Origin of the sequence: Actinomadura sp. NPDC048955, assembly GCF_040649435.1 — a bacterium.
In the GTDB taxonomy this organism is placed as follows: domain Bacteria; phylum Actinomycetota; class Actinomycetes; order Streptosporangiales; family Streptosporangiaceae; genus Spirillospora; species Spirillospora luteofluorescens.
This window is the reverse complement of record NZ_JBEZJI010000010.1, coordinates 47,528-71,459: the sequence shown is the minus strand read 5'-3', so window position 1 is coordinate 71,459 and position 23,932 is coordinate 47,528. Positions and strand designations below refer to the sequence as shown.

Here is a 23,932-nt window from a genome sequence, read left to right as displayed (position 1 = left end):
ATGTTTTTCCGCGGCCCCTCGCTCCCGCTGACCGCATTTCCCAGAAGTTGATCCCATTGGGGGCGCGCTCACGCCACGCGAACGCCCCGGGGAACCCGGTGGAGAGGCGTGCGCAGGCGAGAGGCCGTGATCACCACCGCGCCTCCCGCGAGGGCGAGATCGAAGGCCAGCCCCCACGGCCACACCGCGGCTCCACCCTCGCGGGACGACCCGTACCGGTCGTCTCCCGCCCGGACCTCGCGCACGCTTCGGCTGATCTGCCCCAGCGGGTCGGACGACGCCGAGCGTGTGATCACCTGGTCGCCGACGAGGATCCGGCGCTCGGGCAGGCGCGGCGCCGCGTCCGCGAGCGCGACGACCGGGTTCGGGGCCAGCAGCCACCAGATCCGCTCGGTGTGCTCCCGGTCGTACTCGCCGTAGGCGCCGTCGACGTGCTCGGACGTGAGCGGCACCGCCAGCGTGAACAGCAGCGGCGTCCCGACGAGCAGGCCGAACACGGTCAGGTACGACAGCAGGATCGAGGTGACGCTGCGGGCAAGGACCGCCGACCAGGCCTGCGAGATCGCGCAGACCACGCCGATCATCACCGCCGTCACGAGCAGGACGACGAGGGCCCGGCCCGCGCCGATGGCGCCCTCGGCGACCGGCAGCAGCAGGCTCGGCAGCGTCAGCAGCAGCGCGACCAGGCCGGTCCCCCAGGCGGCGGCGAGCTTGCCGAGCGCGATCTCGCCCGGGGTGAGCCGGGTGACCTGCAGCGTCGCGAGCGTCCCGCGCTCCCGGTCGCCGTTGACCGACTGCCCGCCGAGCGCCGGGGTGACGAGCAGCGTCAGCACCAGCACCCCGAGCAGGACCCCGCCGAACATGGGCACGCCGGGCTCGCCGTAGGAGGAGCTGTCGCCGTACTCCAGCGCCACCCGGAACAGCAGCCCGAGCCCGTTGACGGTCAGGAACCAGGCCGCGAGCAGGATCTTCCAGCGGCCGGTCCGCAGCCGCGTCCTGATCTCCTGCCGCGCCACCAGGCCGATTCCGCGCGCGGTCACGGCACTCACCTCCGGTCCTCGGTCATCGCCAGGTAGGCCGATTCGAGCGCGCTGCCGGCGGGCGCCAGGCCGCTGACGGGCACGCCTGCGGTGACGAGCCTGGCCAGCAGCCCGGCCGCCTCGTCCTCGGTCAGCGGCCCGACCTCGGCGCCCCCCGCCGCGTCGCCCGCCGCCTTCCACGCCAGGCCGGGCTCGCGGTCCAGCGCCGCCGCCAGCGGCTCCAGGTCGAGCGAACGGATCCGCCACCGGACCCGGGCCGCCGCACCGGCGATCTCCGTCATCGCGTGGTCCCCGGCCGTGCGTCCGTGGTCGACCAGGACGACCCGGTCGGCGATCTCCTCCAGCTCGCTGAGGATGTGGCTCGACACGAGCACCGCGACCCCGTCCGCCGCGAGGGAGCGCAGCAGGTCGCGCAGTTCGATGCGGGAGCGCGGGTCGAGGCCGGACGCGGGCTCGTCCAGCAGCAGCACGCGCGGCCGGTGCACGAGGGCCCGCGCCATCCCGAGGCGCTGCTTCTGCCCGCGCGAGAGGGCGTGGACGGGCTGCCCGAGACGGTCCTCCAGGTGGACGAGGCTGAGCAGCGCCCTGATCCGGCGCGGGCGCTCCTGCTTGGACAGCCCGTAGGCGTCCGCGAAGAACGCCAGGTACTCGTCCACCGTGAGCTGGTCGTACACGCCGAACGTGTCCGGCATCCAGCCGAGCGCCTCGCGCGCCCGCACGGGCCGGGCGAGCGCGTCGTGGCCCGCGATCCGCACCGTGCCCGCGTCGGGCGCGAGGAGGGTCGCCAGGATCAGCAGCAGCGTCGTCTTGCCCGCGCCGTTGGCCCCGACGAGCGCCGTGACCTGCCCGTACGGGACGGTGATGTCGAGGCCGCGCAGCGCCTCCACCGGCCCGAAGCGCCGCACCACCCCGCGCGCCTCGATCGCGAGGCCACCGTCTCCTGCCACCCGTCACCTCCGACGCCGGGCCGGTCCCGATGTCGATGGGACGCGGCCCGGCGCCGGAGGGTTCAGTCGATTTCGGGCTGCCCGCCCGAACCGCCCGCTATTCGACGGTGACGGACTTGGCGAGGTTGCGCGGCTGGTCGACGTCGTGGCCCTTGGCGGTGGCCAGCTCGCACGCGAAGACCTGCAGCGGGACGGTCGTGACCAGCGGCTGCAGCAGCGTCGGGACGGCCGGGACGCTGATCAGCGTGTCCGCGTACGGCTCGACCGACGCGTCGCCCTCCTCGGCGATCACGATCGTCCGGGCGCCGCGGGCCCTGATCTCCTGGATGTTCGACACGATCTTGTCGTGCAGGACGTCCCGCGCCCGCGGCGGCACGACGACCACGACGGGCAGGTCCTTCTCGATCAGCGCGATCGGGCCGTGCTTCAGCTCGCCGGCGGCGAAGCCCTCGGCGTGCATGTACGCCAGTTCCTTGAGCTTGAGCGCGCCCTCCAGCGCGACCGGGAAGCCCACGTGGCGGCCGAGGAACAGCACGCACCGCTCGCCGGCCAGCGAGCGGGCCAGCTCCCGCACCGGCTCCATGGTCTCCAGGACCTTCTCCACCTTCTCCGGCATCCGTTCGAGGAGCTGGACCATGGCGAAGACCTCGTCGCCCCACTTGGTGCCGCGCACCTGCGCGATGTAGAGGGCGATGAGGTAGACGGCGACGAGCTGGGTGAGGAACGCCTTGGTGGACGCGACCGCGATCTCGGGCCCGGCGTGCGTGTAGAGGACGCCGTCGCACTCGCGGGGCAGCGTGGAGCCGTTGACGTTGCAGATGCCGAGCAGCTTGGCCTTCTGCTCGCGGGCGTGCCGGACGGCCATCAGCGCGTCCATCGTCTCGCCCGACTGGGAGATCGCGATGACCAGCGTCGTCGGGGACAGGATCGGGTCGCGGTAGCGGAACTCGCTGGCCAGCTCGACCTCGCAGGGCAGCCCCGCCCAGTGCTCGATCGCGTACTTGGCGATCAGACCGGCGTGGTAAGACGTCCCGCACGCCACGATGATGATCTTGTCGACCTCGCGCAGCTCCTGGTCCGGGATGCGCATCTCGTCCAGGTGCAGGCGCCCGTCGGCGCCGATCCGGCCGAGCAGCGTGTCGGCGACGGCGCGCGGCTGCTCGGCGATCTCCTTGAGCATGAAGTAGTCGTAGCCGCCTTTTTCCGCGGCGGACACGTCCCAGTCGACGTGGTACTCCTTCACCTCGGCGGGACGCCCGTCGAAGTCGGTGACCCGCACGCCCTCGGCGCGCAGCTCGACGATCTGGTCCTGGCCCAGCTCGATCGCGTCGCGGGTGTGCTCGATGAACGCGGCCACGTCGCTGGCCAGGAAGTTCTCGCCGTCCCCGACGCCGACGACCAGCGGGGAGTTGCGGCGCGCCCCGACGACCAGGCCCGGCGACCCGGTGTGCGTCGCGACCAGCGTGAACGCGCCCTCCAGCCGGCCGCAGACGCGGCGCATGGCGTCGGCGAGGTCGCCGCCGCCCTTCAGCTCGTCCTCCAGCAGGTGGGCGACGGCCTCGGTGTCGGTGTCGGACCCGAGCCCGTGACCGCCCTCCTCCAGTTCGGCCCGCAGCTCCGCGAAGTTCTCGATGATCCCGTTGTGGATCACCGCGACGGAGCCGGTGCAGTCGACGTGCGGGTGGGCGTTGCGGTCGTTCGGCGCGCCGTGCGTCGCCCACCGGGTGTGCCCCATGCCGAGCGTCCCGGCGGGCGGGGGCTCCTCCTCCAGGGCGCCGCGCAGGTTCACCAGCTTGCCCGCGCGCTTGGCCGTCGCCAGCTTCCCGTCGGCCAGCACGGCCACTCCGGCCGAGTCGTAGCCGCGGTACTCCAGCCGCGCCAGGCCGTCGACGACCACGTCGAGGGCGGACCGGCCGCCTACGTACCCCACGATTCCGCACATGGCGGCAACTCTATTCGGTGCCGCGCACCGGACCTACCTGCGAGGGCCTCCCAAGCATGACGCTAGCGTGGACGACCGGTGGAAACCCGGTGACCGGAACCCAGCCCGGTTACTGTTCAGCCATGACGAGCGGATGGGACACCGTGCCGAGCCCCTACGTGGAACTCTCCCGTGAGGCCTGGCGCGGCCTGCGCGAGAACACCCCGCTCCCGCTCACCCCCGGTGAGCTGGACGCCCTGCGGGGCCTGCGCGACCCGATCGACATCACCGAGGTCGAGGAGGTGTACCTGCCGCTGTCCCGGCTGCTCAACCTGTTCTTCCTGTCGGACGGGCGGCTGCGCGACACCGTCAGCGACTTCCTCGGCGGCGAGGTGCGGCCCACCCCGTTCATCGTCGGCGTGGCGGGGAGCGTCGCGGTCGGCAAGTCCACCACGTCCCGGCTGCTGCGTACGCTCCTCGCGCGGTGGCCGGAGCACCCGAGCGTGGAACTGGTCACGACCGACAGCTTCCTGCACCCGAACGCCGTCCTGGCCGAACGCGGGATCATGGACCGCAAGGGGTTCCCCGAGTCCTACGACCGCCGCGCCCTCGTCCGGTTCGTGTCGGCGATCAAGTCGGGCGCGGCGGAGGCGTCGATCCCGGTGTACTCGCACCTGGAGTACGACATCGTCCCGAACGCGGCGCAGACCGTCCGCCGCCCCGACATCCTGATCGTCGAGGGCCTGAACGTGCTGCAGGCGCCCCCGCCCGGCGCCCTGGGCGTATCCGACTTCTTCGACTTCTCCATCTATGTGGATGCGCGGGTCGAGGACATCCGGCAGTGGTACATCGACCGGCTCTTCGCGCTGCGCCGCACCGCGTTCACCGACCCGCGCTCCTACTTCCACAAGTACGCCCGCGAACTGGACGAGGACGAGACCGCCGCGTTCGCCCAGCGCGTGTGGCGGGACGTCAACGAGATCAACCTCGTCTCCAACATCCTCCCCACCCGCGCCCGCGCCACCCTCGTCCTCCACAAAGACCGCAACCACTCGGTACAGCGAGTCAGACTGCGCCGGATCTGAACCGGGTCAGCGGGTCCAGGGGCCTGTTACGGCGAAGGTCGTGCCCGGGGTGTAGGCGTTGACGTACATCGTGCGGTTGTCGGGGGAGAACGTGACTCCCGCGAACTCGCCCCACTCGGGTTCGGTCTCGGTGCCGATGTTCTGGCGGTTGCGGGCCATGGGGTAGACCGTGCGGCGGCGGGAGACGCCGAAGACGTGCTGGGCCCCGTTGCCGTCCTCGCACACCATCAGGCCGCCCTGCGGCGCCAGGCAGATGTTGTCGGGCGACTCGCCGGGCTTCTCGACGTCGGTGTCCGGGCCGAACACGATGACGAGGGTGAGCCGGCGGTGGCGCGGCTCGTAGGACCACACCTGCCCGAAGTGGTCGGCCTGGGAGCCGTCCTTCTTCTTCGCGAAGCTCGACACGAAGTAGACGCGGTCGCCGCCCCAGTAGCAGCCCTCCAGCTTCTGGGCGTGGGTGATGCCGCCGGACCCGAAGTCCTGGAACCGGATCGGGGTCTGCGCCGCGAGCGGGTCCGGCACCTTCTTCCACTCGGCGTGCTCGAACACGGTGCCGGGCTCCTGCACGACCGACAGGTCCGGGACGCCGGGGACGCACAGCGCCTCCAGCCGGCCGCCGGCCCGCAGGCTGCCGAACCCGCCGCGCGGCCGCTTCGGCTGGAACCGGTAGAACAGCCCGAACGGCTTGTCGAAGGCGTCTTCGGTCTCGTAGACGGTGCCGTCACGCGGGTCGACGGCGATCGCCTCGTGCTGGAACCGCCCCATCGCGGTCAGCGGCTCGGGGACGGTGCGGCCCTGGTCGTACGGGTCGACCTCGAAGATGAACCCGTGGTCCTTGGTGTAGTTCCCGGTGCCCGCCTTGTCCTCGGTCTCCTCGCAGGTCAGCCACGTGTTCCACGGGGTGGGTCCGCCCGCGCAGTTGACGGCCGTCCCGGCGATCGCGACGCGCTCGGTGTGCACGCGCCCGGCCGCGTCGACCTCCAGCGAGGTGCAGCCGCCGAGGCCGCCCGGATCGTAGGTGACGCCGTCGACCGCCGGGACCCGGTGCGCGGCGTCCGGCCGGTTCTCGTGGTTGCGGACGAGCCACGTCCGGCCCCGGCGCCCGGGGAAGGCCGACATCCCGTCGCAGTGGCTCGGCACCGCCCCCTCCCCCGAGCGCAGCGGGTCGCCCTCGCGGGACAGGACGGTGTAGCGGAAGCCGCGCGGCAGGTCCAGCAGGCCCTTCGGGTCGGGCACGAGGGGCCCGTACCCGTCGTGGCCGCCGGTCGGGGCGGCGGACGCGCTTCCTGCGAACAACTGCTCCACGGCTCCGGTGAAGGCGATCCCGGCCCCCACCGCACCCGTCCTGGCGAGGAGCTGGCGGCGCGTAACTGTCATGAGCACACTCCCTGATGGATCGTTACAAGATCCCCTCGCCCGTTGTAACACGCGTCACATTGATTGTGAACCGGCCCGGCCCGTGAACCGGCCGAACCGCGCGTCGCGGGCGTGCGTCTGACGGTCGATACTGTCCGTGCCTGTCGTGAAACTGGAGCGATGACCGACATTCCCGCCGTCGAGGACGCCCCCGAGAGCGCCCTGCCCCGCCTGCTCGTCGATCCGCCGTGGACGCGCCGGAGGCGCGCGAATGCCGAGCCGATCGTCCTGAAGGGCCTGAAACGTTCGAAGACGCCCGCTGTGGAGTCCTGGCCGCCCGGGGTGCGGGACGAGTGGCTGAAGACCCCCCACATGTTCCCGAAGGCGCACGAACCCTTCCCCGAGGAGCCCGACTGGAAGGCGCTGGCCGAGCGGTTCCGCAGCGGCGAGATGCTGAAGGACCCGCGGGGCGGGGACCGGCGCCGCGGCTACTACTGGCTGTTGATGCAAGGTCCTGACGACCTCGCCGACGAGCTTCTCGCCGACGAGCGCTACTACGGCGACTGGGACAGCTACGTGAACGTGGTCCCGCTGAAGCACTTCGCCGCGCGTCGCGGCCTCGCCGCCCACCGGCTGCTGCTCCACGCGGCGAAGGGGCACATCTCCTGCGCGGCGGCGCTCGTCCCGTTCCTGGACGACGCCACCGCGCAGATCGTGATCGGCGCGCTCGGCCGCCACCAGGTCGACGAGGCCGCGCGGCTCTGGTTCACCTGGCACGGCGCCGGCGCGGCCCCGTTCGTCGTCCCGGACGCGCTGCGCAAGCCCGGCCCCAAGCGCACGAAGGCCGAGCAGGGCCTCATGCTGATCGCCCGCGAGCACGGCAGCGGCTGCCTCGTGGACGCGGCGCGGGGGTACGGCGAGGAGGCGGTCGCGGCGATCGAGGCGCTGCGCACCGACCCGCTGGACCAGTTCCCCGACGAACTGCCGGAATGGGACGCCGAGACCGTCGGCAAGCTCCCGCGGCTCCTGCTGCGCGGCCGCGAGCAGGCGCTGCCGGTGAAGGCGGTCCAGCACTTCGTGACGATGCTGCTGATCTCCACACCGGAGGACCCGTACCCGGGCTGCGAGCAGGTCATCGAGCTGTGCGACCCGGCCTCCCTGGCCGAATTCGCATGGGCTCTCAGCGTCCACGACCGTGGCAGCGGGCTGTGGGCGTCGCAGGGCGTGCAGTACGCCCTGCGACGCTTCGGCGACGCCGCCGCTGCCGCCCGGCTGGCCGACCGGATGGTGCGCTGGGACAACTACTACACCTGGACGTTCAAGGGGTGGACGGCGCTCGACGTCCTCATGGCGATCGACATGCCCGCCGACGACAGGCTGCGCCATCTGGACCGCATCGTCCGCCGCGGGGCCGACACCAAGCACCTGCGCCCCCGCGCACAGGGCCTGCTGAACACCGCCGCGCGGAAGCGCGGCCTGACCTCCGAGCAGCTGGCGGACCTGCTCGTCCCCGACCTCGGCCTGGACGCCGAGGGCTCGATGACGCTCGACTACGGCCCGCGCCGGTTCGTCGTCGGCTTCGACGAGCAGCTCAAGCCCTTCGTGACCGACGGGGACGGCAAGCCCCGCAAGACGCTGCCGAAGCCGGGCGTCAAGGACGACGATCAGCTCGCGCCGCTCGCCCACCAGCGGTTCGCCGACCTCAAGAAGGAGGCCCGCGCGGTCGCCGCCGACCAGATCAAGCGGCTGGAGAAGGCGATGGTCGCCGGGCGCTCCTGGACGCCCGAGGAGTTCCGCTCGGTCTTCGCGGGGCACCCGCTGATGCGCCACATCGCGCGCCGGCTGGTGTGGTCGGCGGGCGGGACCGCGTTCCGGGTCGCCGAGGACGGCACGCTCGCCGACGTCCACGACGACGAGTTCGTCCTCCCCCAGGACGCCCGCGTGACGCTCCCGCACCCGGTCCTTCTCGGGGCGGACACCGTGGCGGCCTGGGCCTCGGTCTTCGGGGACTACGAGATCCTCCAGCCGTTCCCGCAGCTCGGGCGTCCCGTCCACGAGCTGGAGGACGGCGAGCGCGAGGCCACCCGGCTGACCCGCTTCGAAGGCGCCACCGCCCATTTCGGCAGGTTCATGGGCATGACGTCTCGGGGCTGGGAGCTGGGCGACAAGGAGACCGGCGGATTCCGCCGCCAGGTCAACCTGATCACCCCGGACGAGCGGCACGTGATGGTCGCGTTCGAGCCCGGCATCCGCGTCCTGAACCCGGAGGAGTTCGCGGAGCAGACGATCGAGCGCGTCATGCTGATGACCGGCCGCTACTCCGGAAAGGCGCATCCGTTCGGCGCGCTCGACCCGGTCACCGCGTCCGAGATGCTCGCCGAGCTGGCCCGCCTGACCGCCTGACGGGGACCCGCCGTCCACCGATCGGTGGACGGCGGGTTCCACCGGTCGAGGCTCATGCGCGCAGGGGTGCCCCGGCCAGCATTTCCGGTATGACGGATCTACTCGTACGCATGGCCCGGTGGAGCGCCGGGCACCCCTGGCGCGGCATGGCGGCCTGGCTGCTGTTCGTGGTGCTGTGCCTCGGGATCGGCGTCGCGGCCGGCGGGCACGCCGCCACGACCGAGGACTTCCGGATCGGCGAGGCCGGCCGGGGGGAGGCCATCGCGGCCGAGGGCGGGCTCCAGCAGCGGCCCGTCGAGCACGTCCTGGTCACCGGCAGGGGCGCGGCCGCCGACGCGGCGGCGCGGGACGCCGCCGCGCGGATGGGGCGGCTGCCCGAGGTCGCGTCGGTGTCCGCGCCCGTGCGGTCGAAGGACGGCTCGGCGGTCCGCGTCGACGTGACGCTGAAGGGCTCCGAACTCCAGGGCAAGGAGCACGTCGAGCCTTTGCGGGCCCAGACCGCCGCCGTCCAGGCCGCGCACCCGGGCGTGCGGGTGGAGGAGACGGGCGCCCCGTCGATCAGCAAGGGCGTCGGGGAGCTGCGCGACGACGACCTCGCCCGCACCGAGATGATCGCGTTGCCGATCACGCTGGTCACGCTGCTGCTGGTGTTCGGGTCGTTCGCGGTGGCGGTCGTGCCGGTGGTGCTCGCACTCACCTCGATCGCGGCGGCGATCGGCCTGTCGATGCTCGCCTCGCACGTCTTCCCGGACGCCGGGGTCGGCGCCAGCGTGATCCTGCTGATCGGCATGGCGGTCGGCGTCGACTACACCCTCTCCTACCTCAAGCGGGAACGGGAGGAGCGGGCCCGCTCGGGCGGCAGGCTGGACGCGCGGGCGGCCGTGGAGACCGCCGCGGCGACGTCGGGGCGCTCGGTGGTGGTGTCCGGGCTGGCGGTCGCCGCGTCCAGCGCGACCCTCTACCTGGCCGACGACGTGATCTTCTCCTCGATCGCGACCGCGGCGATCGTCGTCACGCTGATCGCGGTCGTCAGCTCGCTGACCGTCCTCCCGGCGGTCCTGGCGAAGCTCGGCGGGTGGGCGGAGCGGCGGGCCGTCCGGCGCGGCCGGACGCCGAAGCCGCCGCGGACGGGCGGCGGCCGGATCACCCGGGCGATGCTGCGTCCGACCGGAAGGCACCCCGCCGCGACGCTCGCCGTGACCGTGACCGCGATGCTGGCCCTGACCGCGCCGCTGCTGAGCATCGACCTCACCGACATGGGCCGCGACAGCCACCCGCGCGAGATCCCGGCGATGCGGACCTACGACCGGTTGAACGCGGCGTTCCCCGAGCTGAAGGCCATGCACCAGATCGTCGTCAGGGCCGACGCCGGACGCGCGGACGAGGTGACCGCGTCCCTGCGCGCCCTGGCGGAGCGAGCCGAGGGCGACCCCCTGCTCGCCGGGACGTCCGAGCTGCGGACCTCGCCGGACGGGCGGATCAGCCTGCTCGAACTCGCGGTGCCCCACCACGTGAGCACCGGCGCCGCGCGGCGCTCCCTGGAGCGGGTCCGCGGCGAGTACGTCCCGGAGACCGTCGGGAGGCTCGGCGTGGAGACCGCCGTGACCGGGGACGTGGCACGCTACGCCGACTACCCCGCGCACCAGGAGGGCAAGCTGCCGTTCGTCATCGGGGCGCTGCTGCTGGTGACGTTCGCGATGACCGTGTGGGCGTTCCGCTCGGTGGTCCTCGGGCTGATCGGCGTGGTGCTGAACCTGCTGTCGGCCGGCGCCTCGCTCGGCCTGCTCACCCTGGTGTTCCAGGGGACGTGGGCGGAGGGGCTCCTCGGCTTCACCTCCACCGGCTCGGTCGGCTCCCGCGTCCCGCTGTTCCTCCTGGTGATCCTGTTCGGGCTGTCGATGGACTACCAGGTGTTCGTGATCAGCCGGATCCGGGAGGCGGCGCTGCGCGGCGTCCCGACCCGGCAGGCGGTCCTGGACGGGGTCGGCGGCTCGGCGAGCGTGGTGACCAGCGCCGCGTTCGTCATGGTCACGGTGTTCGCCGGGTTCGCCACCGTCCACATCATGGAGCTGAAGCAGATGGGCTTCGCGCTGGCGGTGGCGGTGCTCCTGGACGCCGCCGTCATCCGCATCACGGTCCTGCCCGCGCTGATGCTGCTGCTCGGCGACCGGTGCTGGTGGCCCGGACGGCCGCATCGGCGCGGCCCCCGACAGGCGGCTGCCCGCGCGACCGGGTCCGTGCCGCAGAACATAGGCTGACCGGCATGGTGCAGCCCGGTGAACGTCCTCAGGTGCGGGCGCTCCGCAGGTGGTACGCGGCCGCCTGGGTCCTGTTCGGGCTGATCCCGCCCGCCCTGGCGGTGGCGGACCAGCCGGACTCCACCAGGGCCCCGACGCTGGCGCTGCTCTCCGTGCTCGGGCTCTGCTACCCGATCACGGAGACGTTCCCCGGGAACCCCGCCCTGCGCCGGAACACGTTCCTGGGCACGCTGATCGCGGGGATCGGCGCCGTCTCCTTCCTCATGGGCGGCGCCGCGTCCCTGCTCATCACGTCCCTCCCGCACTTCTGGATCCTCGCGGGGAGCCCGCGGCGCGCGGTGCTGCTCAGCGGCGCCGCCACCGCGGCCGCCGTCGCCGGCGGCGCCCTCCACAACGCCCCGGACGGGGAGCCGCTCACCGGCAACTCGATCGCCGCGCTCATCGGGTACGCGACGGGCGTCCTGTTCGGGCTGTGGATGCACCGGGTGGTGCGGCAGTACGACGAGCGCGCCCGGGGCCTCGAAGCCGACCTGGCCGACGCCGAGCGCCGCCTCGCCGAGGCGCAGCGCCGGCAGGGCGCCGCCGACGAGCGCGAGCGGATCGCCCGCGAGATCCACGACACGCTCGCGCAGGGGTTCGCGTCCATCGTCGTCCTGGCGGAGGCGGCCCGCGACGGCCTGCGCTCCGACCCGGACCGCAGCGGCCGCCAGCTCGTGTCGATCGAGCAGACGGCGCGGGAGAACCTCGCGGAGGCGCGCGTCCTCGTCGGAGCGGCGTCGCAGGGCAGCGTCGCCCCCGCGTCGGTCGCCCGGACGCTGCGCCGCACCCTCGACCGGTTCGCCGAGGACACCGGGCTCACCGTGCACGCCGAACTGCCCGACGTCGAATGCGACCAGACGACCCGGATCGCGCTGCTGCGCTGCACGCAGGAGTCGCTCGCCAACGTCCGCAAGCACGCCGCCGCGTCGACGGTCGGCGTCGTCCTCGAACGGCACCCGCACGGCGTCGAGCTGGAGATCACCGACGACGGGCGCGGGTTCGCGGTGGCCGCCTCGCGCGGCTTCGGCCTCGACGGCATGCGCCGCCGCCTCGCCGAACTGGGCGGCGAGCTCACCGTGACCAGCTCCCCCGGCGAGGGCACCCGGATCCTCGCCATGATCCCCGCGAGGGCGTGAGATGACCGCGAAACTCAGGATCATCGTGGTGGACGACCACACGGTCATGCGCGCGGGCGTCGTCGCGCTGCTGGCCGCCGAGCCCGGCATCGAGATCGTCGGCGAGGCCGGCGACGGCCGCGAGGCGATCGCCCTGGCCGAGCGGCTCCGTCCCGACGTCGCGCTGCTCGACCTGCGGATGCCCGTGCTGGACGGCGTCGCGGCCACCGCCGAGCTCGGCCGGCTCGGCACCCGCGTCCTCGTCCTCACCACCTACGACACCGACGCCGAGATCGAGCGCGCGATCGAGGCCGGGGCCATCGGCTACCTGCTCAAGGACACCACCCGCGACCAGCTGGTCGACGCCGTGCGCGCGGCGGCGCGCGGCGAAACCGTCCTCGCGCCCCGGGTGGCCGAGAAGCTCGTCGCCCGGATGCGCCGCCCCGAACCGGCCGCGCTGACCGCCCGGGAGATCGAGGTGCTCCGGGCGGTCGCCGACGGCCTGTCCAACGCCGAGATCGGGCGGCGGCTCGTCATCACGGAGGCGACCGTCAAGACCCACCTGCTCCGCGTCTTCGCGAAACTGGACGTCGGCGACCGCACGCACGCCGTCGTCGTCGCCATGGACCGCGGCCTCCTCGCCCGCTAGTCGGCGCTGGCGACCGGCAGGGAGCGGAGCCGGAAGGTGGCGAGGAAGGCCCCGACGAGCGTCACCGCGACCAGCAGCCCGATCGCCACGGGAAGGTCCACGGTCGACCTCACCGGCGAGGCGCCGGTGAGCGCGTCCGTCACCGACAGGCACCACTGCTGGATGGACGCCGACTTGGCGCCCGGCGCGAAGTTGCCGAGCAGCGACTCCCACACCAGCGCGTACAGCAGGCCGATCGTGACCGCGTTGCGGCTGGCGACGGCCAGAGCGACGAACACCGCGCTGTAGACGACGCCGCCGATCAGCACGCCGATCGCGAACGCCGGCGTCAGCTGCGCGGTCGTCCCCGTGAGGATCAGCCCCGCCAGCAGCGTCGGCACCGCGGCGAACGCCGTCACCAGGACGATCGCCACGACCAGCTTCGTCAGCACGATCACCTCGCGCGGGATCGGCTTGGTCAGCACGTACATGATCTGGCCGTCGTCGATCTCCGGGCCGATCACGCCCGTCCCGGCGATCAGCGCGAGCAGCGGCAGCAGCGTCGCCAGGCCGAACTTCTGCAGGACGTTCGCCGACACGTCCAGGTCGTCGTTGCCGGTCACCTTCAGCGCCGCCGCCAGCACCAGCAGGAGCAGCGGCAGCCCCAGCAGGAGCAGCGCGCGCTTGCGTCCGAGCATCGCCCGGAACGTGATCATCGCGATCGTGCCATTCATCGGGCCACCAGGTAGGAGAAGACGCTTTCGAGGGACTCGTCGGCCGGGGAGACCTCCCACAGGCGCACGCCGGCGTCCCGGGAGACCTGCGGGAGCAGCCAGGTGAAGCGCTGGAAGTCGACCGCCTCGACCTGCAGGCCCTTGTCGGTGAGCTGGACGCTGCGGGCCGACCCGTCGGCGATGACGGCGGCGGCCAGGCGCCGGTCGTCGGACGAGCGGACGAGGAAGATGTGCGGCCGGTCGGTCATCAGCCGCCGGATCTTGCGGAAGTCGCCGGACGCCGCGTGCCGCCCCGCCACGATCACCTCGATGTGGCTGGCGAGCCGCTCCACCTCCTCCAGGATGTGCGAGGAGAACAGGATCGTGCGTCCCTCGGCGGCCATCCGCTGGATGAGGTCCATCAGCTGGAGCCGCTGCCGCGGGTCCATGCCGTTGAACGGCTCGTCCAGCAGCAGCACCGGCGGGTCGTGCACCAGCGCCGACGCCATCTTGATGCGCTGCTTCATGCCCTTGGAGTAGTTGCCGATGGGGCGCCCGGCCGCGTAGTCCATCTCCACCAGGCCGATGGCGCGGCGGGCGGCGGCCCGCGGATCGGGCAGCTTGTGCAGCTTGGCCATCGCGAGGATGAACTGCTCGCCGGTGAGGAAGTCGTACGCCGACTCCCGCTCGGGCACGAGCCCGAGGCTGCGGTAGACGCCCGGGTTCCGCCAGATCGGCGTCCCGTCCAGCGTGACGGACCCGGACGACGGCGCGAGGAACCCGCCCATCATGTGGATGAGCGTCGACTTGCCCGCCCCGTTCGGGCCGAGGAGCCCGGTGACGCCCGGCCCGACCTTCATCGTCACGCCGTTGACGGCGACGACGTTCCCGTACCACCGGGACACGTTCTCCAAGATGAGCTCGCTCATATCTTCCTCCCAAGTGGGGGGGCGACCCCCCACACCCCCCGGTTCGCTTCGCTCATCAGGAGAGGCCCGCCTTCCGGAACCTGCGATACAGCACCGCGACCGAACCGACGACGATCAGGGCGCACACCGCGAGCGCGACCACGCCGCCCGCGACGCCGGACGGCACCCCGGCCGACGACGACTGGGCGCCGAGCAGCCGCACCTGGACGATGTCGACCAGGTTGAACGGCGTGAACAGCCCCGCCCAGCCCTGGAGCGTGAAGTTCGTCTGCGCCTCCGCGATCCCCTGCACGGCGCCGACGAACGCCGCGCTGATCATGTAGACGGCGATCACCGCCGCGACCCCGAACCCGCGCCGCGGGGTGAACGCCGCGACCACCATCCCGATGGCGGCCAGGACGAGCGCGAACAGGACGCAGCCGACGAGCGCGCCGAGGTACTTCAGCAGCTGCTCGCCCGAGTCCGGCATCTTGGAGATCAGGCCGCCGACGTACAGGACGGTGACGGGCACCGCCATCAGCGCGAACAGGGCGGTCGCCATCGCGGCGGCCTTCGCCAGCACGAAGTCGAGATGGCCGACCGGGCGCGAGAAGTACAGCGGGATGACGTGGAAGCGCACCTCCCGCGAGGCCAGCACCGGCGCCTGCGTGGCCAGGAAGATCGCCACGATGACCTGCATGATGTTGGCGTAGGAGGCGTAGCGGAACAGCGCGTCCTCCTGCTTGGTGAACGCGAACGCCGCGACCGACCCGGCCGCCGGCAGCAGCATGATCGCCGCGAGCAGGAACGGCATCACCTTCGCCCGCGCGGGGCGGCCGAGGCCGTAGGCGGCGCGCAGGTTGTGCACGTACAGCGACCGCAGCACGTACGCCCGGCCGTTGCGGCGCCCCTCGTAGTGCCGGTAGCCGATGTCGTGGATGGTGCTGGTGCTCATCGCGGCGCCCCCTCCTGCACGTCGCCGGGCCGCACGCCTCCGGCCGGGGGCGGCGGCGCGGGCGGCGTCTGGAAGACCTCTTCGATGTGGTGCCGGCGCTGCTCCATCCGGATCAGCCGGAGCCCGAGCTCGGCGACGCCGTCGCGGACCAGGTCGTAGGTCTGCTCGCCGGCGATGTCGACGACGAGGAACCGGCCCTCCGGACGGACGGCCACGCCCTGGTCGTACAGGTGCCGTCCGAGCGCGTCACGCTCCTCGTCCACCTCGACGGTGAGGACGCCGCTCTCGGCCGTGTACGCCTCGACCGCCTGGGAGCGCAGCAGCTTCCCGCCGTCGACGATGACGACGTGCTCGCAGACCCGCTCCAGCTCGCCCAGCAGGTGCGAGGTGACGAGGACGCTGATCCCGAACTCGGTGCCGATCCGGCGGATCAGGTCGAGCATCTCGTCGCGTCCGGCCGGGTCGAGGCCGTTGGTGGGCTCGTCCAGGAAGACGAGCTTCGGGTCGTGGACGAGGGCCTGCGCGAGCTTCACCCGCTGGCGCATCCCCGTCGAGTAGCCGCCGATGGGACGGTAGCGCTCCTCGTACAGGCCGACGTGCCGCAGGGTGTCGGCGGCGCGCTCGCGGGCCGCGGTCGGCGGCAGCCCGCACATCCGCGCCATGTGCACGACGAACTCGGTCGCGGACACGTCCGGCGGCAGGCAGTCGTACTCGGGCATGAAGCCGACGCTCTCCCGGATCCGCAGGCCTTCGCGCGCGATGTCGAGGCCGAGCACGGTCGCGGTCCCGGAGGTGGGCGGCAGCAGCCCGAGGAGGATCTTGATGAGCGTCGACTTGCCGGCGCCGTTGGCGCCGACCAGGCCGACGACTCCGGGCTCGACGGCCACGGAGAGGTCGTCCAAGGCGGTCACCCGGGGGAACCTCATCGTCAGGCCCTGGGTGGCGATGATGGGCATACCGTCGAACCTAGCGGCTGGCCCGGCGTGGCACGTCACCCTGAAGGGCGATCAGGGGGAGCCTTTGGTCCGATGCCGAAGCGACCTAAGTTCCCCGCATCGCGTTCCTTCGGCCGCGCTGGCGCAGCACGACGGCCCACACGGCCCGCTGGAGGAGCAGCGTCAGCGTGCCCGCGATGATCATCCCGGCGACGTTGACGCCCAGCTGGAGCAGCGATCCGTTGATCTCGCTGCCGTGCTTGAGCGCCATCGCGACCGCGAGGTTGCCGGCCGCGGGCACGGTGGTGACCGAGATGAAGACCCCGACCAGCGCCGACGACTTGCCCGCGGTGAGCGACAGGACGCCCGCGGCGCCGGCGAGCAGCGCGACGATGAACGACCAGCGGTCCGGGCTGTAGATGAACGCGGTGAGGGGGCGGTCGTCCGGCAGGCGGTCCAGCTCGATCACGCCGGTCCACCGGGCGGCCAGCGCGCACACGTAGGTGACCGCGATCGCCACGGCGAACCCGACGGCCAGCGCCCGCACCGCCTGCACGATGCGTCCGGGCTGGAGCCGGACCAGCCCGTAGCAGATCGCCGCGATGGCCGCGAACTCCGGTCCGAGGACCATGGCGCCGACCACCAGCACCGGTGAGTCGATCAGCGCCGCGATCGCGGCGAGCTGCGTGGCCAGCACGAGGAACGCCACGAACGACCAGGTCAGCGCGGTGCCCTCGCTGACCTGCCGGTCCAGTTCCTCCCAGACGACGGCGTCGTCGCCGTGCCCCGGAGCCAGATCCTTGGCCGTTTCGGCGCGGTCCGACAGCGTCAGGTCGACCTTGTCGAGGGCGATCGACCCGTCCCGGTCGACGTCGAGGGCGCGCAGCGCGTCCAGCACCTCGTTGGCCGACTCGCGCGCGATGTCGGCGGTGACGAGGTCGCCGCGCGGGGCGCGGGCGGCGCCCTCGATCACGACGACGTTGGTGGCGCCCGCGCAGGCCGCGAGCTCCTTGCAGACCGCTTCCGTGCGCTCGGCCGGAACGATCGCTCTGAGATGCAACACGGGCCAATCGTGCCGTATGCGTCGCGGTGCTGTGTCACGAGCGCGTCCGGAGGAAGACCAGGCCACAATGTTTGATCGATTATTTGCCTGAAAGATGGCAAAAACGCCAAGAAACTCCCCCCAGGACGGTGAAGTCATGACACAGCCTCCGGTGCTACTGAAGGCCGCGCGGACGGCCGCGGCGGGCCTCGCGCTCGCCGTCCCGCTGGCGACGGCGGGCTGCGAGGGCGACGTGGGCCTCTCGCAGACGGGATCGCCCTCGTCCGGCTCGACCAAGCCCGCCTCCGGCGACGAGGCCAAGGCGCGCAAGAACCTGTCGGGGCTGCGGATCGCGTCGGCTACGGACGGCGGCTACCGGCGCGACAAGTTCGGCACCCGCTGGAAGGACACCGACCACAACGGCTGCGACCAGCGCAACGACGTCCTCGCCCGCGACCTGACGAAGGTCGAGAAGAAGGGCCGCTGCATCGTGCTCGCCGGAAGGCTGGACGACCCCTACAGCGGCAAGCAGATCACCTTCGAGAAGAAGGACGCCGCCGAGGTGCAGATCGACCACGTCTACCCGCTCGCCCTCGCCTGGCGGATGGGCGCCTCCCGCTGGAGCGAGGACAGGCGCGAGCAGTTCGCCAACGACCACGACAACCTGCTCGCCGTCTGGGGCGTGCCCAACCGGGAGAAGAGCGACTCGGGCCCCGGCGAGTGGAAGCCCCAAAAGGGATTCCAGTGCGTCTACGCGGTCAAGTACGTCGCGGTCGCGAAGGAGTACTCGCTCCCGGTGACGCGCTCCGACCACGACGCGCTGCAGGACTTCCTCGCCCGCTGCTGACCCGCCGTAGGCTCGTCCCCATGAGCGAATCCCGCGGCGAGGACGCCGGCAAGGACATGGAGAGCACCGAGCGGGAACGGCCGCGGGTGCGGACGGAGCGGGGCGTGGGGGCCCGGGCGACCGGCGCGGAGGTGACCGGCGCGTCCGCGACCGGGCTGACGCTGCGGGCCGGGAACGGGCTCGGGTCGCTGGCGCTCGGGGCCATGGCCCTCGGCGCGGTCGCGGTCGGCGCGGTCGCGATCGGCAAGCTCGTCGTGAAGCGGGCGGTCGTCGGCCACCTCCAGGCCGGGACCGTCGAGATCGCGCATCTGAAGGTCGGCCGGCTGGAGATCGACGAGCGCTAGCCGGGCGGGCGGGCGGCGCCCGCCCGGCCGCGCCCGCCGGCTAGCCGAGGGTCGTGCGGACCACGCCGGCGAGGTGCTCGGCCACCGACTGGGCCTGCGCCTCGGACGCCGCCTCCACCATCACGCGCACCATCGGCTCGGTGCCGCTCGGGCGGATCAGGACGCGGCCGGTCTCGCCGAGGCCCTCCTCGGCGACGGAGACGGCCGCGGCGAGTTCGGGGGACGTCTTGGCGCGGTCCTTGTCGACGTCCTTGACGTTGATGAGGACCTGCGGCAGCCGCGTCATCACCTTGGCCAGCTCGTCCAGCGGCCGCCCGCGGCGGACCATCGCGGCGAGCAGGTGCAGGCCGGTGAGGACGCCGTCCCCGGTCGTCGCGTGGTCCAGCATGATGACGTGACCGGACTGCTCGCCGCCGAAGCCGAAGCCGCCCTCCTTCATCGCCTCCAGGACGTACCGGTCGCCGACCGCGGTCTCCACGACGGTGATGCCCGCCTCCCGCATGGCCAGCTTGAAGCCGAGGTTCGACATCACGGTCGCGACGACGGTGTCGGCGGCGAGCGCGCCGGCCTCCCGCAGGTCCAGGGCCAGGATCGCCATGATCTGGTCGCCGTCGACGACCTCGCCGCCCGCGGTCACCGCCAGGCACCGGTCGGCGTCGCCGTCGTTGGCGATGCCGGCGTCCGCGCCGTGCTCGCGGACGGCCTTCTGCAGCGCCTCCAGGTGCGTGGAGCCGCAGCCCGAGTTGATGTTGAGCCCGTCGGGAGCCGTGCCGATCGTGATGACCTCGGCGCCCGCGCGGCGCAGCGCCTCAGGGGCGACGTCGCTGGAGGCGCCGTTGGCGCAGTCGATGACGACGCGCAGGCCGTCCAGCGACACCGGGACCGTGGTCAGCAGGTGCGCGACGTACTGCTCGACCGCGCCGTGCGCCTCCCGGACGCGGCCGACGCCCGCGCCGGTCGGCGGCTCCCACGCATCGCCGAGCCGCGCCTCGACGCGGTCCTCCAGGTCGTCGGGGAGCTTGTAGCCGCTGCGGTCGAAGAACTTGATCCCGTTGTCGGGGGCCGGGTTGTGCGAGGCCGACAGCATCACGCCGAGGTCGGCGTCCAGCGCGTGGGTCAGGTGCGCCACCGCGGGCGTCGGCAGGACACCGAGACGCAGCACGTCCACCCCGGCGCTCGCGAGGCCCGCCACGACGGCGGCCTCCAGGAACTCTCCCGAGGCGCGGGGGTCGCGGCCGACCACCGCGACCGGGCGGTGTCCCTTGAACGCGCCCTGCTCCCCCAGCACCCGCGCCGCCGCGACGGACAGATCCATGGCGAGCGGGGCGGTCAGATCGCGGTTGGCGAGTCCGCGCACGCCGTCGGTCCCGAACAGACGAGCCACAGTTCAACTCCCGATCAGAGAGAGGATTCCGGAAAAGAGGGAGAGGCCACCCGGAAAAGCGGACGAGCCGCCGCACCCGGGTGCGCCGGCCCTGCGGGCCGGCTGCGGAGAAGCCACGGGGTGCGACGGCTCGTGCCGTCGATCAACGCTTGCTGTACTGCGGAGCCTTGCGGGCCTTCTTGAGACCGGCCTTCTTCCGCTCGGGCACCCGCGCGTCGCGGGTGAGGAAGCCGGCCTTCTTCAGCGCCGGGCGGTGCTCGATGTTGGCGAACTGCAGCGCGCGGGAGATGCCGAGGCGCAGCGCGCCGGCCTGGCCGGTGGTGCCGCCGCCGTTCACGCGCGCGAGCACGTCGAACTGGCCCTCCAGGCCCAGCAGCACGAACGGCTCGTTCACGATCTGCTGGTGCACCTTGTTCGGGAAGTACTGGTCCAGGGTGCGGCCGTTGATCTTCCACTGGCCGCTGCCGGGAACGATGCGGACCCGCGCGATGGCCTGCTTGCGGCGGCCGGTGCCGGCCGCGGGGCCGGTCGCGACCGGCTGGCCGAGGAAGCCCTCGCCGGCGGCCTCGGGGGTCTCGGTGCTGTACTCGGAGGGCGTTTCCTCGTACGAGTCGAGCTCGGCGGCCTGCTCGGCGCCGGTGGTGTCGTCCACGGTTCTCCTCGGGATGTTCTAGCCAGGGCGGCTGGCCCGTCAGGCGGGTGCCCCGGCGGCCTCTGCTTCCGGGTCGCGCACGATCGGCTCGTGCGCGGGCGTCACTTCTTGATCTGGCTGATCTGGGTGATCTCGAACGGGACCGGCTTCTGCGCCTGGTGCGGGTGGTCCGGCCCGGCGTAGACCTTCACCTTGCCGAACATCTTCCGGCCGAGGGAGTTCTTGGGCAGCATGCCCTTGATCGCCTTCTCGACGGCCCGCTCGGGGTGCTTGGCCAGCAGGTCACCGTAGCTCACCGAGCGCAGACCGCCCGGGTAGCCGGAGTGCCGGTAGGCCCGCTTCTGCTCCAGCTTGTTGCCCGACAGCGCCACCTTGTCGGCGTTCACGATGACGACGAAGTCACCGGTGTCGAGGTGCGGGGCGTAGATCGGCTTGTGCTTACCCCGGAGCAGCTGTGCGACCTGACTGGCGAGACGGCCCAGCACGACATCGGTCGCGTCGATGACGTACCACTGACGCTGGACGTCAGCGGGCTTAGGGGTGTACGTGCGCACGGTCGTAAGCCTTCGTTTCTCGTCGACTCTCAGCGGTTTCGATCCTCCACCCGTCCGCGTGGACGGGTGCCACCTGGCAGCGGAATCCTGCTCGCGCCGATCAGAGGATCATCCGACCCGGCGCTCCGGGATGCCGGGGGCCCGCACGCGGCCACGAGGACGCACATGATGGGGACGCACCGACAGGTCGTCGCGCCTCTCGCCTGCAACGAGCAGGCGCCGACGCACACAACAAACACGCAGGATACTCGGCCGCGCGCACACGGGTCAAAACGAGGCGCCGTGGCGCTTCCGGCCGCGCCTCCAGTATGCCGTACGCCCCGCGATGCCCGGGAGTGGACGTTCAGCACCGTGACGATCACACCTTGTAGCGTTTTGGCCCTTTCTGGATTCATTTTGGTAACAGAGGGTCCATATCGGGATATGGTGCCGGGCGACCGGTCCACGCCGGCTCACGCCGGCCCGCACCCGGGAGCCCCCGCTGACTACTCCCCGCAGACCAGCCGATCCCGCCGGAGGCCGCCGGCCCGGCGACGCCGGGCGCCCCGGCCCCGCGCGGCACGGCGCCTCCGCGCCGCGCGACGTCCCGTCGCGGCCCGCCCCTCCCTACCGGGACGAACTCGTCGCCAGCGGTCCGCGGCGCGCCCGCCGGGAACCCCCGCGCGCGGAGCGGTCGCCGAGCGACGGCGACGCGTTCTGGAACAGCCGCCCGCCGCGCGGGAAGCGCTCCGGGAGGAAGGGCGCGAGGGGGATCGTCGTGGCCGCCACCGCGTCCGCCCTCGCCATCGGCACCGGAGTCGTGATCGACCGGCTCGTCCTGCCCCAGTTCCGGTCGGAGAACACGTCCGCCTCCGGGGCGGAGCGCAGCCCGTCCGTCGAGGTCCCGGCCGGACCGCAGAGCGACCCGCTCGCCGCGACCGGCAAGGGCTCCGGCTCGGGCTCCGGTTCCGGGACGGGCGCGGGCGGCGGCCGGACCAGCGCCTCCCCCGCGCCGGCCGCCGAGGAGCAGACGCCGCCGCTGAAGGCGATCCACCCGCCGAAGAAGAGCACGTCGGCCAAGCCCTCCACGCCCAAGAGGTCCGCCGTGCCCGACGCCCCCTCGACACCGGGCGGGAGCACGACCCCGGGCGGCGGTTCCGGCGGCTCGTCCGGTCCCGAGGCGAGCGTGGTGTCGCTCACCAACGCCGAACGCGCCAAGCACGGATGCCCGGCGCTGCGCAACGACGCGCGGCTCGCCACCGCGGCGCGCAAGCACTCGGCGGACATGGCGGCCAACAACTACTTCGACCACACGTCGCGCAACGGCGACAGCCCCTGGAAGCGGATGGAGGACGCCGGATACAGCAGCCCCGGCGCGGAGAACATCGCCAAGGGCTACCCGACCGCCTCGGCCGTCGTGAAGGGCTGGATGGACAGCCCCGGCCACCGGGCCAACATCCTGAACTGCGGACTGCGCGCCATCGGCGTCGGCATGGCCTCGGGGTCCGGCGGGCCCCTGTGGACGCAGGACTTCGGCTGGAAATGACCGCCCCCCATCGGCGGGGACATGACCTTCGGCAAATCACCGGCGTCCGGTTCGCCCCCATGTCATGGTGGGTGTCGCGAAGGTCCAGAGCCCTGAATGAGGAACGGTAAGGTCCAACCCATGGGTTATCCGGGCGATCAAGGCAAACCCGGCGACTGGCCTCCCCGGCAGTCGCCGCACGCGCCGTACGGACCCGGAGCCGAAGCGCCGCCGTACGGCCACGACAACGACGAATCCCCTTTCGCACCACGTGAAGAGGGGTCCGGCACGCCGCCGTTCGGCAGTGACAGCTTCGGCCAAGACAGGTTCGGCAACGACGGGTTCGGCGGCGCCCCCTACGGCGGCGGTGCCCCCGGCGGCGCCCCCGGCGGCGCGCCCAAGGGCGAGGCGCCCGGCGAGCAGACCGCGGCCTGGTCCGACCAGCCGCCCGCGTGGGGCGACGAACCCGTCGCCGGCGGCGCCTACGGCGAGAACCCCCCGGGCGAGGGCGGCTTCGGCTCCTACGAGGGCATGCCGCCCGGGCCGTCCGCCGCGCCCGAGCGCCCCGAGAAGCGCCGCAACCTGCCGCTGATCATCGGCGGCGCCGCGGTCGCCGGGATCCTCCTCATCGGCGGCGGCGTCGGGCTGTCGTCCATGCTCAAGGGCGACTCCAAGCCGAAGCCGAAGCCGAAGCAGGCCGCGTCCCAGCAGCCGCAGGCCACGCCGAGCCCCACGCAGCCCGTCCTCACCCCGGTGAAGCTGCAGAGCCGTACGACCGACCCCGCGCCGCTGACCCTCAAGGAGGTCTTCGGCAAGGCGACTTTCAAGGCGGGCAGCCACAAGTACGTGCGGACGGCCGTCACAGGGAAGAAGGGCTGCACCGGCGTCGTCGGCGGCGTGTCCCTGGCGAAGGCCCTCAAGAAGGGGCGCTGCACGCAGTCGCTCCGGGCCACCTACGCGCTCAGCAACGGCTCTCTCATCGGCACGGTCGGCGTGTTCAACCTCCAGACCGAGGCCGCGGCCAAGAAGGCCGTCAAGGCCGCCGCCGCCAAGGACGCGTTCCTGGTGGCGCTGCCCGGCAAGGGCGTCACCAAGAACAACGGCAAGGGCGAGGCGCTCGGCACCTCGCAGGCGCGCGGCCACTACGTCATCATGACGTGGGTGCAGAGGCCGGACGGCAAGAAGATCTCGAGCAAGTACCATGCCGCCGTCCAAGTCTTCGGCACCCAGCTGGTCAAGGGCAGCAACCTGGCACTGGCGCTGCACTACCGGGAGACCGAAGGCAAGCCCCTCCAGAAGTGA

At 72.4% G+C, this 23,932-nt stretch carries 22 protein-coding genes; 9 read left to right on the top strand and 13 right to left on the bottom strand.

What is annotated here, in order from left to right; genetic code table 11:
* Window positions 1–68: 68 nt before the first annotated feature.
* The 3 genes from AB0C84_RS13100 to glmS all read right to left on the bottom strand — a co-directional run bounded on the left by AB0C84_RS13100 (window position 69) and on the right by glmS (window position 3,929).
* Window positions 69–1,040: a hypothetical protein gene (locus tag AB0C84_RS13100; protein WP_361064884.1), complete on the bottom strand. Its 972-nt coding sequence runs from the start codon at window positions 1,038–1,040 to the stop codon at window positions 69–71.
* A gap of 5 nt (window positions 1,041–1,045) precedes the next feature.
* Window positions 1,046–1,987: an ABC transporter ATP-binding protein gene (locus AB0C84_RS13095; protein WP_361064880.1), complete on the bottom strand. Its 942-nt coding sequence runs from the start codon at window positions 1,985–1,987 to the stop codon at window positions 1,046–1,048.
* Window positions 1,988–2,084: 97 nt separating this feature from the next.
* On the bottom strand, window positions 2,085–3,929 hold the full coding sequence (glmS, locus tag AB0C84_RS13090; protein WP_361064877.1) for a glutamine--fructose-6-phosphate transaminase (isomerizing): 1,845 nt from the start codon (window positions 3,927–3,929) through the stop codon (window positions 2,085–2,087).
* A gap of 122 nt (window positions 3,930–4,051) precedes the next feature.
* On the opposite strand from glmS, the gene coaA reads away from it, so the two are divergent.
* Window positions 4,052–4,993 carry a type I pantothenate kinase gene (gene coaA / locus AB0C84_RS13085; RefSeq protein ID WP_361064874.1) on the top strand — a complete coding sequence of 314 codons (942 nt, stop codon included), beginning with the start codon at window positions 4,052–4,054 and terminating at the stop codon, window positions 4,991–4,993.
* 6 nt (window positions 4,994–4,999) lie between these two features.
* Here the strand turns inward: coaA and AB0C84_RS13080 are convergent, their stop codons facing one another.
* The gene (locus tag AB0C84_RS13080; protein WP_361064871.1) at window positions 5,000–6,370 is read right to left on the bottom strand and encodes an alkaline phosphatase PhoX; all 1,371 of its coding nucleotides are present in this window, start codon (window positions 6,368–6,370) and stop codon (window positions 5,000–5,002) included.
* A 159-nt stretch (window positions 6,371–6,529) separates the two neighbouring features.
* On the opposite strand from AB0C84_RS13080, the gene AB0C84_RS13075 reads away from it, so the two are divergent.
* The 4 genes from AB0C84_RS13075 (at window position 6,530) to AB0C84_RS13060 (ending at window position 12,813) form a co-directional block, all read left to right on the top strand.
* Complete coding sequence (locus AB0C84_RS13075; protein ID WP_361064868.1) at window positions 6,530–8,752, top strand: DUF4132 domain-containing protein; 2,223 nt, start codon at window positions 6,530–6,532, stop codon at window positions 8,750–8,752.
* 89 nt (window positions 8,753–8,841) lie between these two features.
* Window positions 8,842–11,010, top strand: coding sequence for an MMPL family transporter (locus AB0C84_RS13070; RefSeq protein ID WP_361064865.1), 2,169 nt, complete (start codon window positions 8,842–8,844; stop codon window positions 11,008–11,010).
* Window positions 11,011–11,015: 5 nt separating this feature from the next.
* On the top strand, window positions 11,016–12,185 hold the full coding sequence (locus AB0C84_RS13065; RefSeq protein ID WP_361064862.1) for a sensor histidine kinase: 1,170 nt from the start codon (window positions 11,016–11,018) through the stop codon (window positions 12,183–12,185).
* A gap of 1 nt (window position 12,186) precedes the next feature.
* Window positions 12,187–12,813 (top strand): response regulator transcription factor, encoded by a 627-nt coding sequence (locus tag AB0C84_RS13060; protein ID WP_179845974.1) that lies wholly within the window; start codon window positions 12,187–12,189, stop codon window positions 12,811–12,813.
* Here the strand turns inward: AB0C84_RS13060 and AB0C84_RS13055 are convergent.
* The 5 genes from AB0C84_RS13055 to AB0C84_RS13035 form a co-directional block, all read right to left on the bottom strand.
* A complete protein-coding gene (locus tag AB0C84_RS13055; protein ID WP_339155471.1) occupies window positions 12,810–13,526 on the bottom strand; it encodes an ABC transporter permease in 717 nt (238 codons plus the stop codon). The genes AB0C84_RS13060 and AB0C84_RS13055 overlap by 4 nt on opposite strands.
* The gene (locus AB0C84_RS13050) at window positions 13,523–14,434 is read right to left on the bottom strand and encodes an ABC transporter ATP-binding protein (RefSeq protein WP_179845972.1); all 912 of its coding nucleotides are present in this window, start codon (window positions 14,432–14,434) and stop codon (window positions 13,523–13,525) included. Before AB0C84_RS13050 ends, AB0C84_RS13055 begins: the two co-directional genes overlap by 4 nt.
* Window positions 14,435–14,489: 55 nt before the next feature.
* A complete protein-coding gene (locus tag AB0C84_RS13045; protein ID WP_361064858.1) occupies window positions 14,490–15,368 on the bottom strand; it encodes an ABC transporter permease in 879 nt (292 codons plus the stop codon).
* Window positions 15,365–16,324 carry an ABC transporter ATP-binding protein gene (locus AB0C84_RS13040; RefSeq protein WP_179845970.1) on the bottom strand — a complete coding sequence of 320 codons (960 nt, stop codon included), beginning with the start codon at window positions 16,322–16,324 and terminating at the stop codon, window positions 15,365–15,367. The genes AB0C84_RS13045 and AB0C84_RS13040 overlap by 4 nt, the downstream gene beginning before the upstream one ends.
* 85 nt (window positions 16,325–16,409) lie before the next feature.
* The gene (locus AB0C84_RS13035) at window positions 16,410–17,366 is read right to left on the bottom strand and encodes a DUF389 domain-containing protein (RefSeq protein ID WP_339155473.1); all 957 of its coding nucleotides are present in this window, start codon (window positions 17,364–17,366) and stop codon (window positions 16,410–16,412) included.
* 136 nt (window positions 17,367–17,502) lie between these two features.
* On the opposite strand from AB0C84_RS13035, the gene AB0C84_RS13030 reads away from it, so the two are divergent.
* Complete coding sequence (locus AB0C84_RS13030) at window positions 17,503–18,192, top strand: HNH endonuclease family protein (RefSeq protein ID WP_361064853.1); 690 nt, start codon at window positions 17,503–17,505, stop codon at window positions 18,190–18,192.
* A gap of 20 nt (window positions 18,193–18,212) precedes the next feature.
* Window positions 18,213–18,536: a hypothetical protein gene (locus tag AB0C84_RS13025; RefSeq protein WP_246396093.1), complete on the top strand. Its 324-nt coding sequence runs from the start codon at window positions 18,213–18,215 to the stop codon at window positions 18,534–18,536.
* A 40-nt stretch (window positions 18,537–18,576) separates the two neighbouring features.
* Here AB0C84_RS13025 and glmM read toward each other — a convergent pair whose 3' ends face one another.
* The 4 genes from glmM to AB0C84_RS13005 form a co-directional block, all read right to left on the bottom strand.
* Entirely contained in the window at window positions 18,577–19,920 is a 1,344-nt protein-coding gene (gene glmM / locus AB0C84_RS13020; protein ID WP_361064850.1) for a phosphoglucosamine mutase, read from the bottom strand.
* A gap of 142 nt (window positions 19,921–20,062) precedes the next feature.
* Complete coding sequence (gene rpsI / locus AB0C84_RS13015; RefSeq protein WP_258944759.1) at window positions 20,063–20,572, bottom strand: 30S ribosomal protein S9; 510 nt, start codon at window positions 20,570–20,572, stop codon at window positions 20,063–20,065.
* A gap of 101 nt (window positions 20,573–20,673) precedes the next feature.
* Entirely contained in the window at window positions 20,674–21,126 is a 453-nt protein-coding gene (rplM, locus tag AB0C84_RS13010) for a 50S ribosomal protein L13 (RefSeq protein ID WP_141580685.1), read from the bottom strand.
* 606 nt (window positions 21,127–21,732) lie between these two features.
* Window positions 21,733–21,894, bottom strand: coding sequence for a hypothetical protein (locus tag AB0C84_RS13005; RefSeq protein ID WP_361064845.1), 162 nt, complete (start codon window positions 21,892–21,894; stop codon window positions 21,733–21,735).
* On the opposite strand from AB0C84_RS13005, the gene AB0C84_RS13000 reads away from it, so the two are divergent.
* Both AB0C84_RS13000 and AB0C84_RS12995 read left to right on the top strand, forming a co-directional pair.
* Window positions 21,884–22,651 (top strand): CAP domain-containing protein, encoded by a 768-nt coding sequence (locus AB0C84_RS13000; RefSeq protein ID WP_361064842.1) that lies wholly within the window; start codon window positions 21,884–21,886, stop codon window positions 22,649–22,651. The genes AB0C84_RS13005 and AB0C84_RS13000 overlap by 11 nt on opposite strands.
* Window positions 22,652–22,771: 120 nt before the next feature.
* Window positions 22,772–23,932: a hypothetical protein gene (locus AB0C84_RS12995; RefSeq protein WP_361064839.1), complete on the top strand. Its 1,161-nt coding sequence runs from the start codon at window positions 22,772–22,774 to the stop codon at window positions 23,930–23,932.

Excerpts from the sequence above, each read along its gene's own strand:
- AB0C84_RS13060 (WP_179845974.1), top strand. The coding sequence starts at position 12,187 with ATGACCGCGAAACTCAGGATCATCGTGGTGGACGACCACACGGTCATG.
- AB0C84_RS12995 (WP_361064839.1), top strand. The coding sequence starts at position 22,772 with ATGGGTTATCCGGGCGATCAAGGCAAACCCGGCGACTGGCCTCCCCGG.
- AB0C84_RS13040 (WP_179845970.1), bottom strand. The coding sequence starts at position 16,324 with ATGCCCATCATCGCCACCCAGGGCCTGACGATGAGGTTCCCCCGGGTG.
- AB0C84_RS13045 (WP_361064858.1), bottom strand. The coding sequence starts at position 15,368 with ATGAGCACCAGCACCATCCACGACATCGGCTACCGGCACTACGAGGGG.
- AB0C84_RS13075 (WP_361064868.1), top strand. The coding sequence starts at position 6,530 with ATGACCGACATTCCCGCCGTCGAGGACGCCCCCGAGAGCGCCCTGCCC.
- AB0C84_RS13030 (WP_361064853.1), top strand. The coding sequence starts at position 17,503 with ATGACACAGCCTCCGGTGCTACTGAAGGCCGCGCGGACGGCCGCGGCG.
- AB0C84_RS13070 (WP_361064865.1), top strand. The coding sequence starts at position 8,842 with ATGACGGATCTACTCGTACGCATGGCCCGGTGGAGCGCCGGGCACCCC.
- glmS (WP_361064877.1), bottom strand. The coding sequence starts at position 3,929 with ATGTGCGGAATCGTGGGGTACGTAGGCGGCCGGTCCGCCCTCGACGTG.
- coaA (WP_361064874.1), top strand. The coding sequence starts at position 4,052 with ATGACGAGCGGATGGGACACCGTGCCGAGCCCCTACGTGGAACTCTCC.
- AB0C84_RS13050 (WP_179845972.1), bottom strand. The coding sequence starts at position 14,434 with ATGAGCGAGCTCATCTTGGAGAACGTGTCCCGGTGGTACGGGAACGTC.
- AB0C84_RS13025 (WP_246396093.1), top strand. The coding sequence starts at position 18,213 with ATGAGCGAATCCCGCGGCGAGGACGCCGGCAAGGACATGGAGAGCACC.
- AB0C84_RS13080 (WP_361064871.1), bottom strand. The coding sequence starts at position 6,370 with ATGACAGTTACGCGCCGCCAGCTCCTCGCCAGGACGGGTGCGGTGGGG.
- AB0C84_RS13055 (WP_339155471.1), bottom strand. The coding sequence starts at position 13,526 with ATGAATGGCACGATCGCGATGATCACGTTCCGGGCGATGCTCGGACGC.
- AB0C84_RS13065 (WP_361064862.1), top strand. The coding sequence starts at position 11,016 with ATGGTGCAGCCCGGTGAACGTCCTCAGGTGCGGGCGCTCCGCAGGTGG.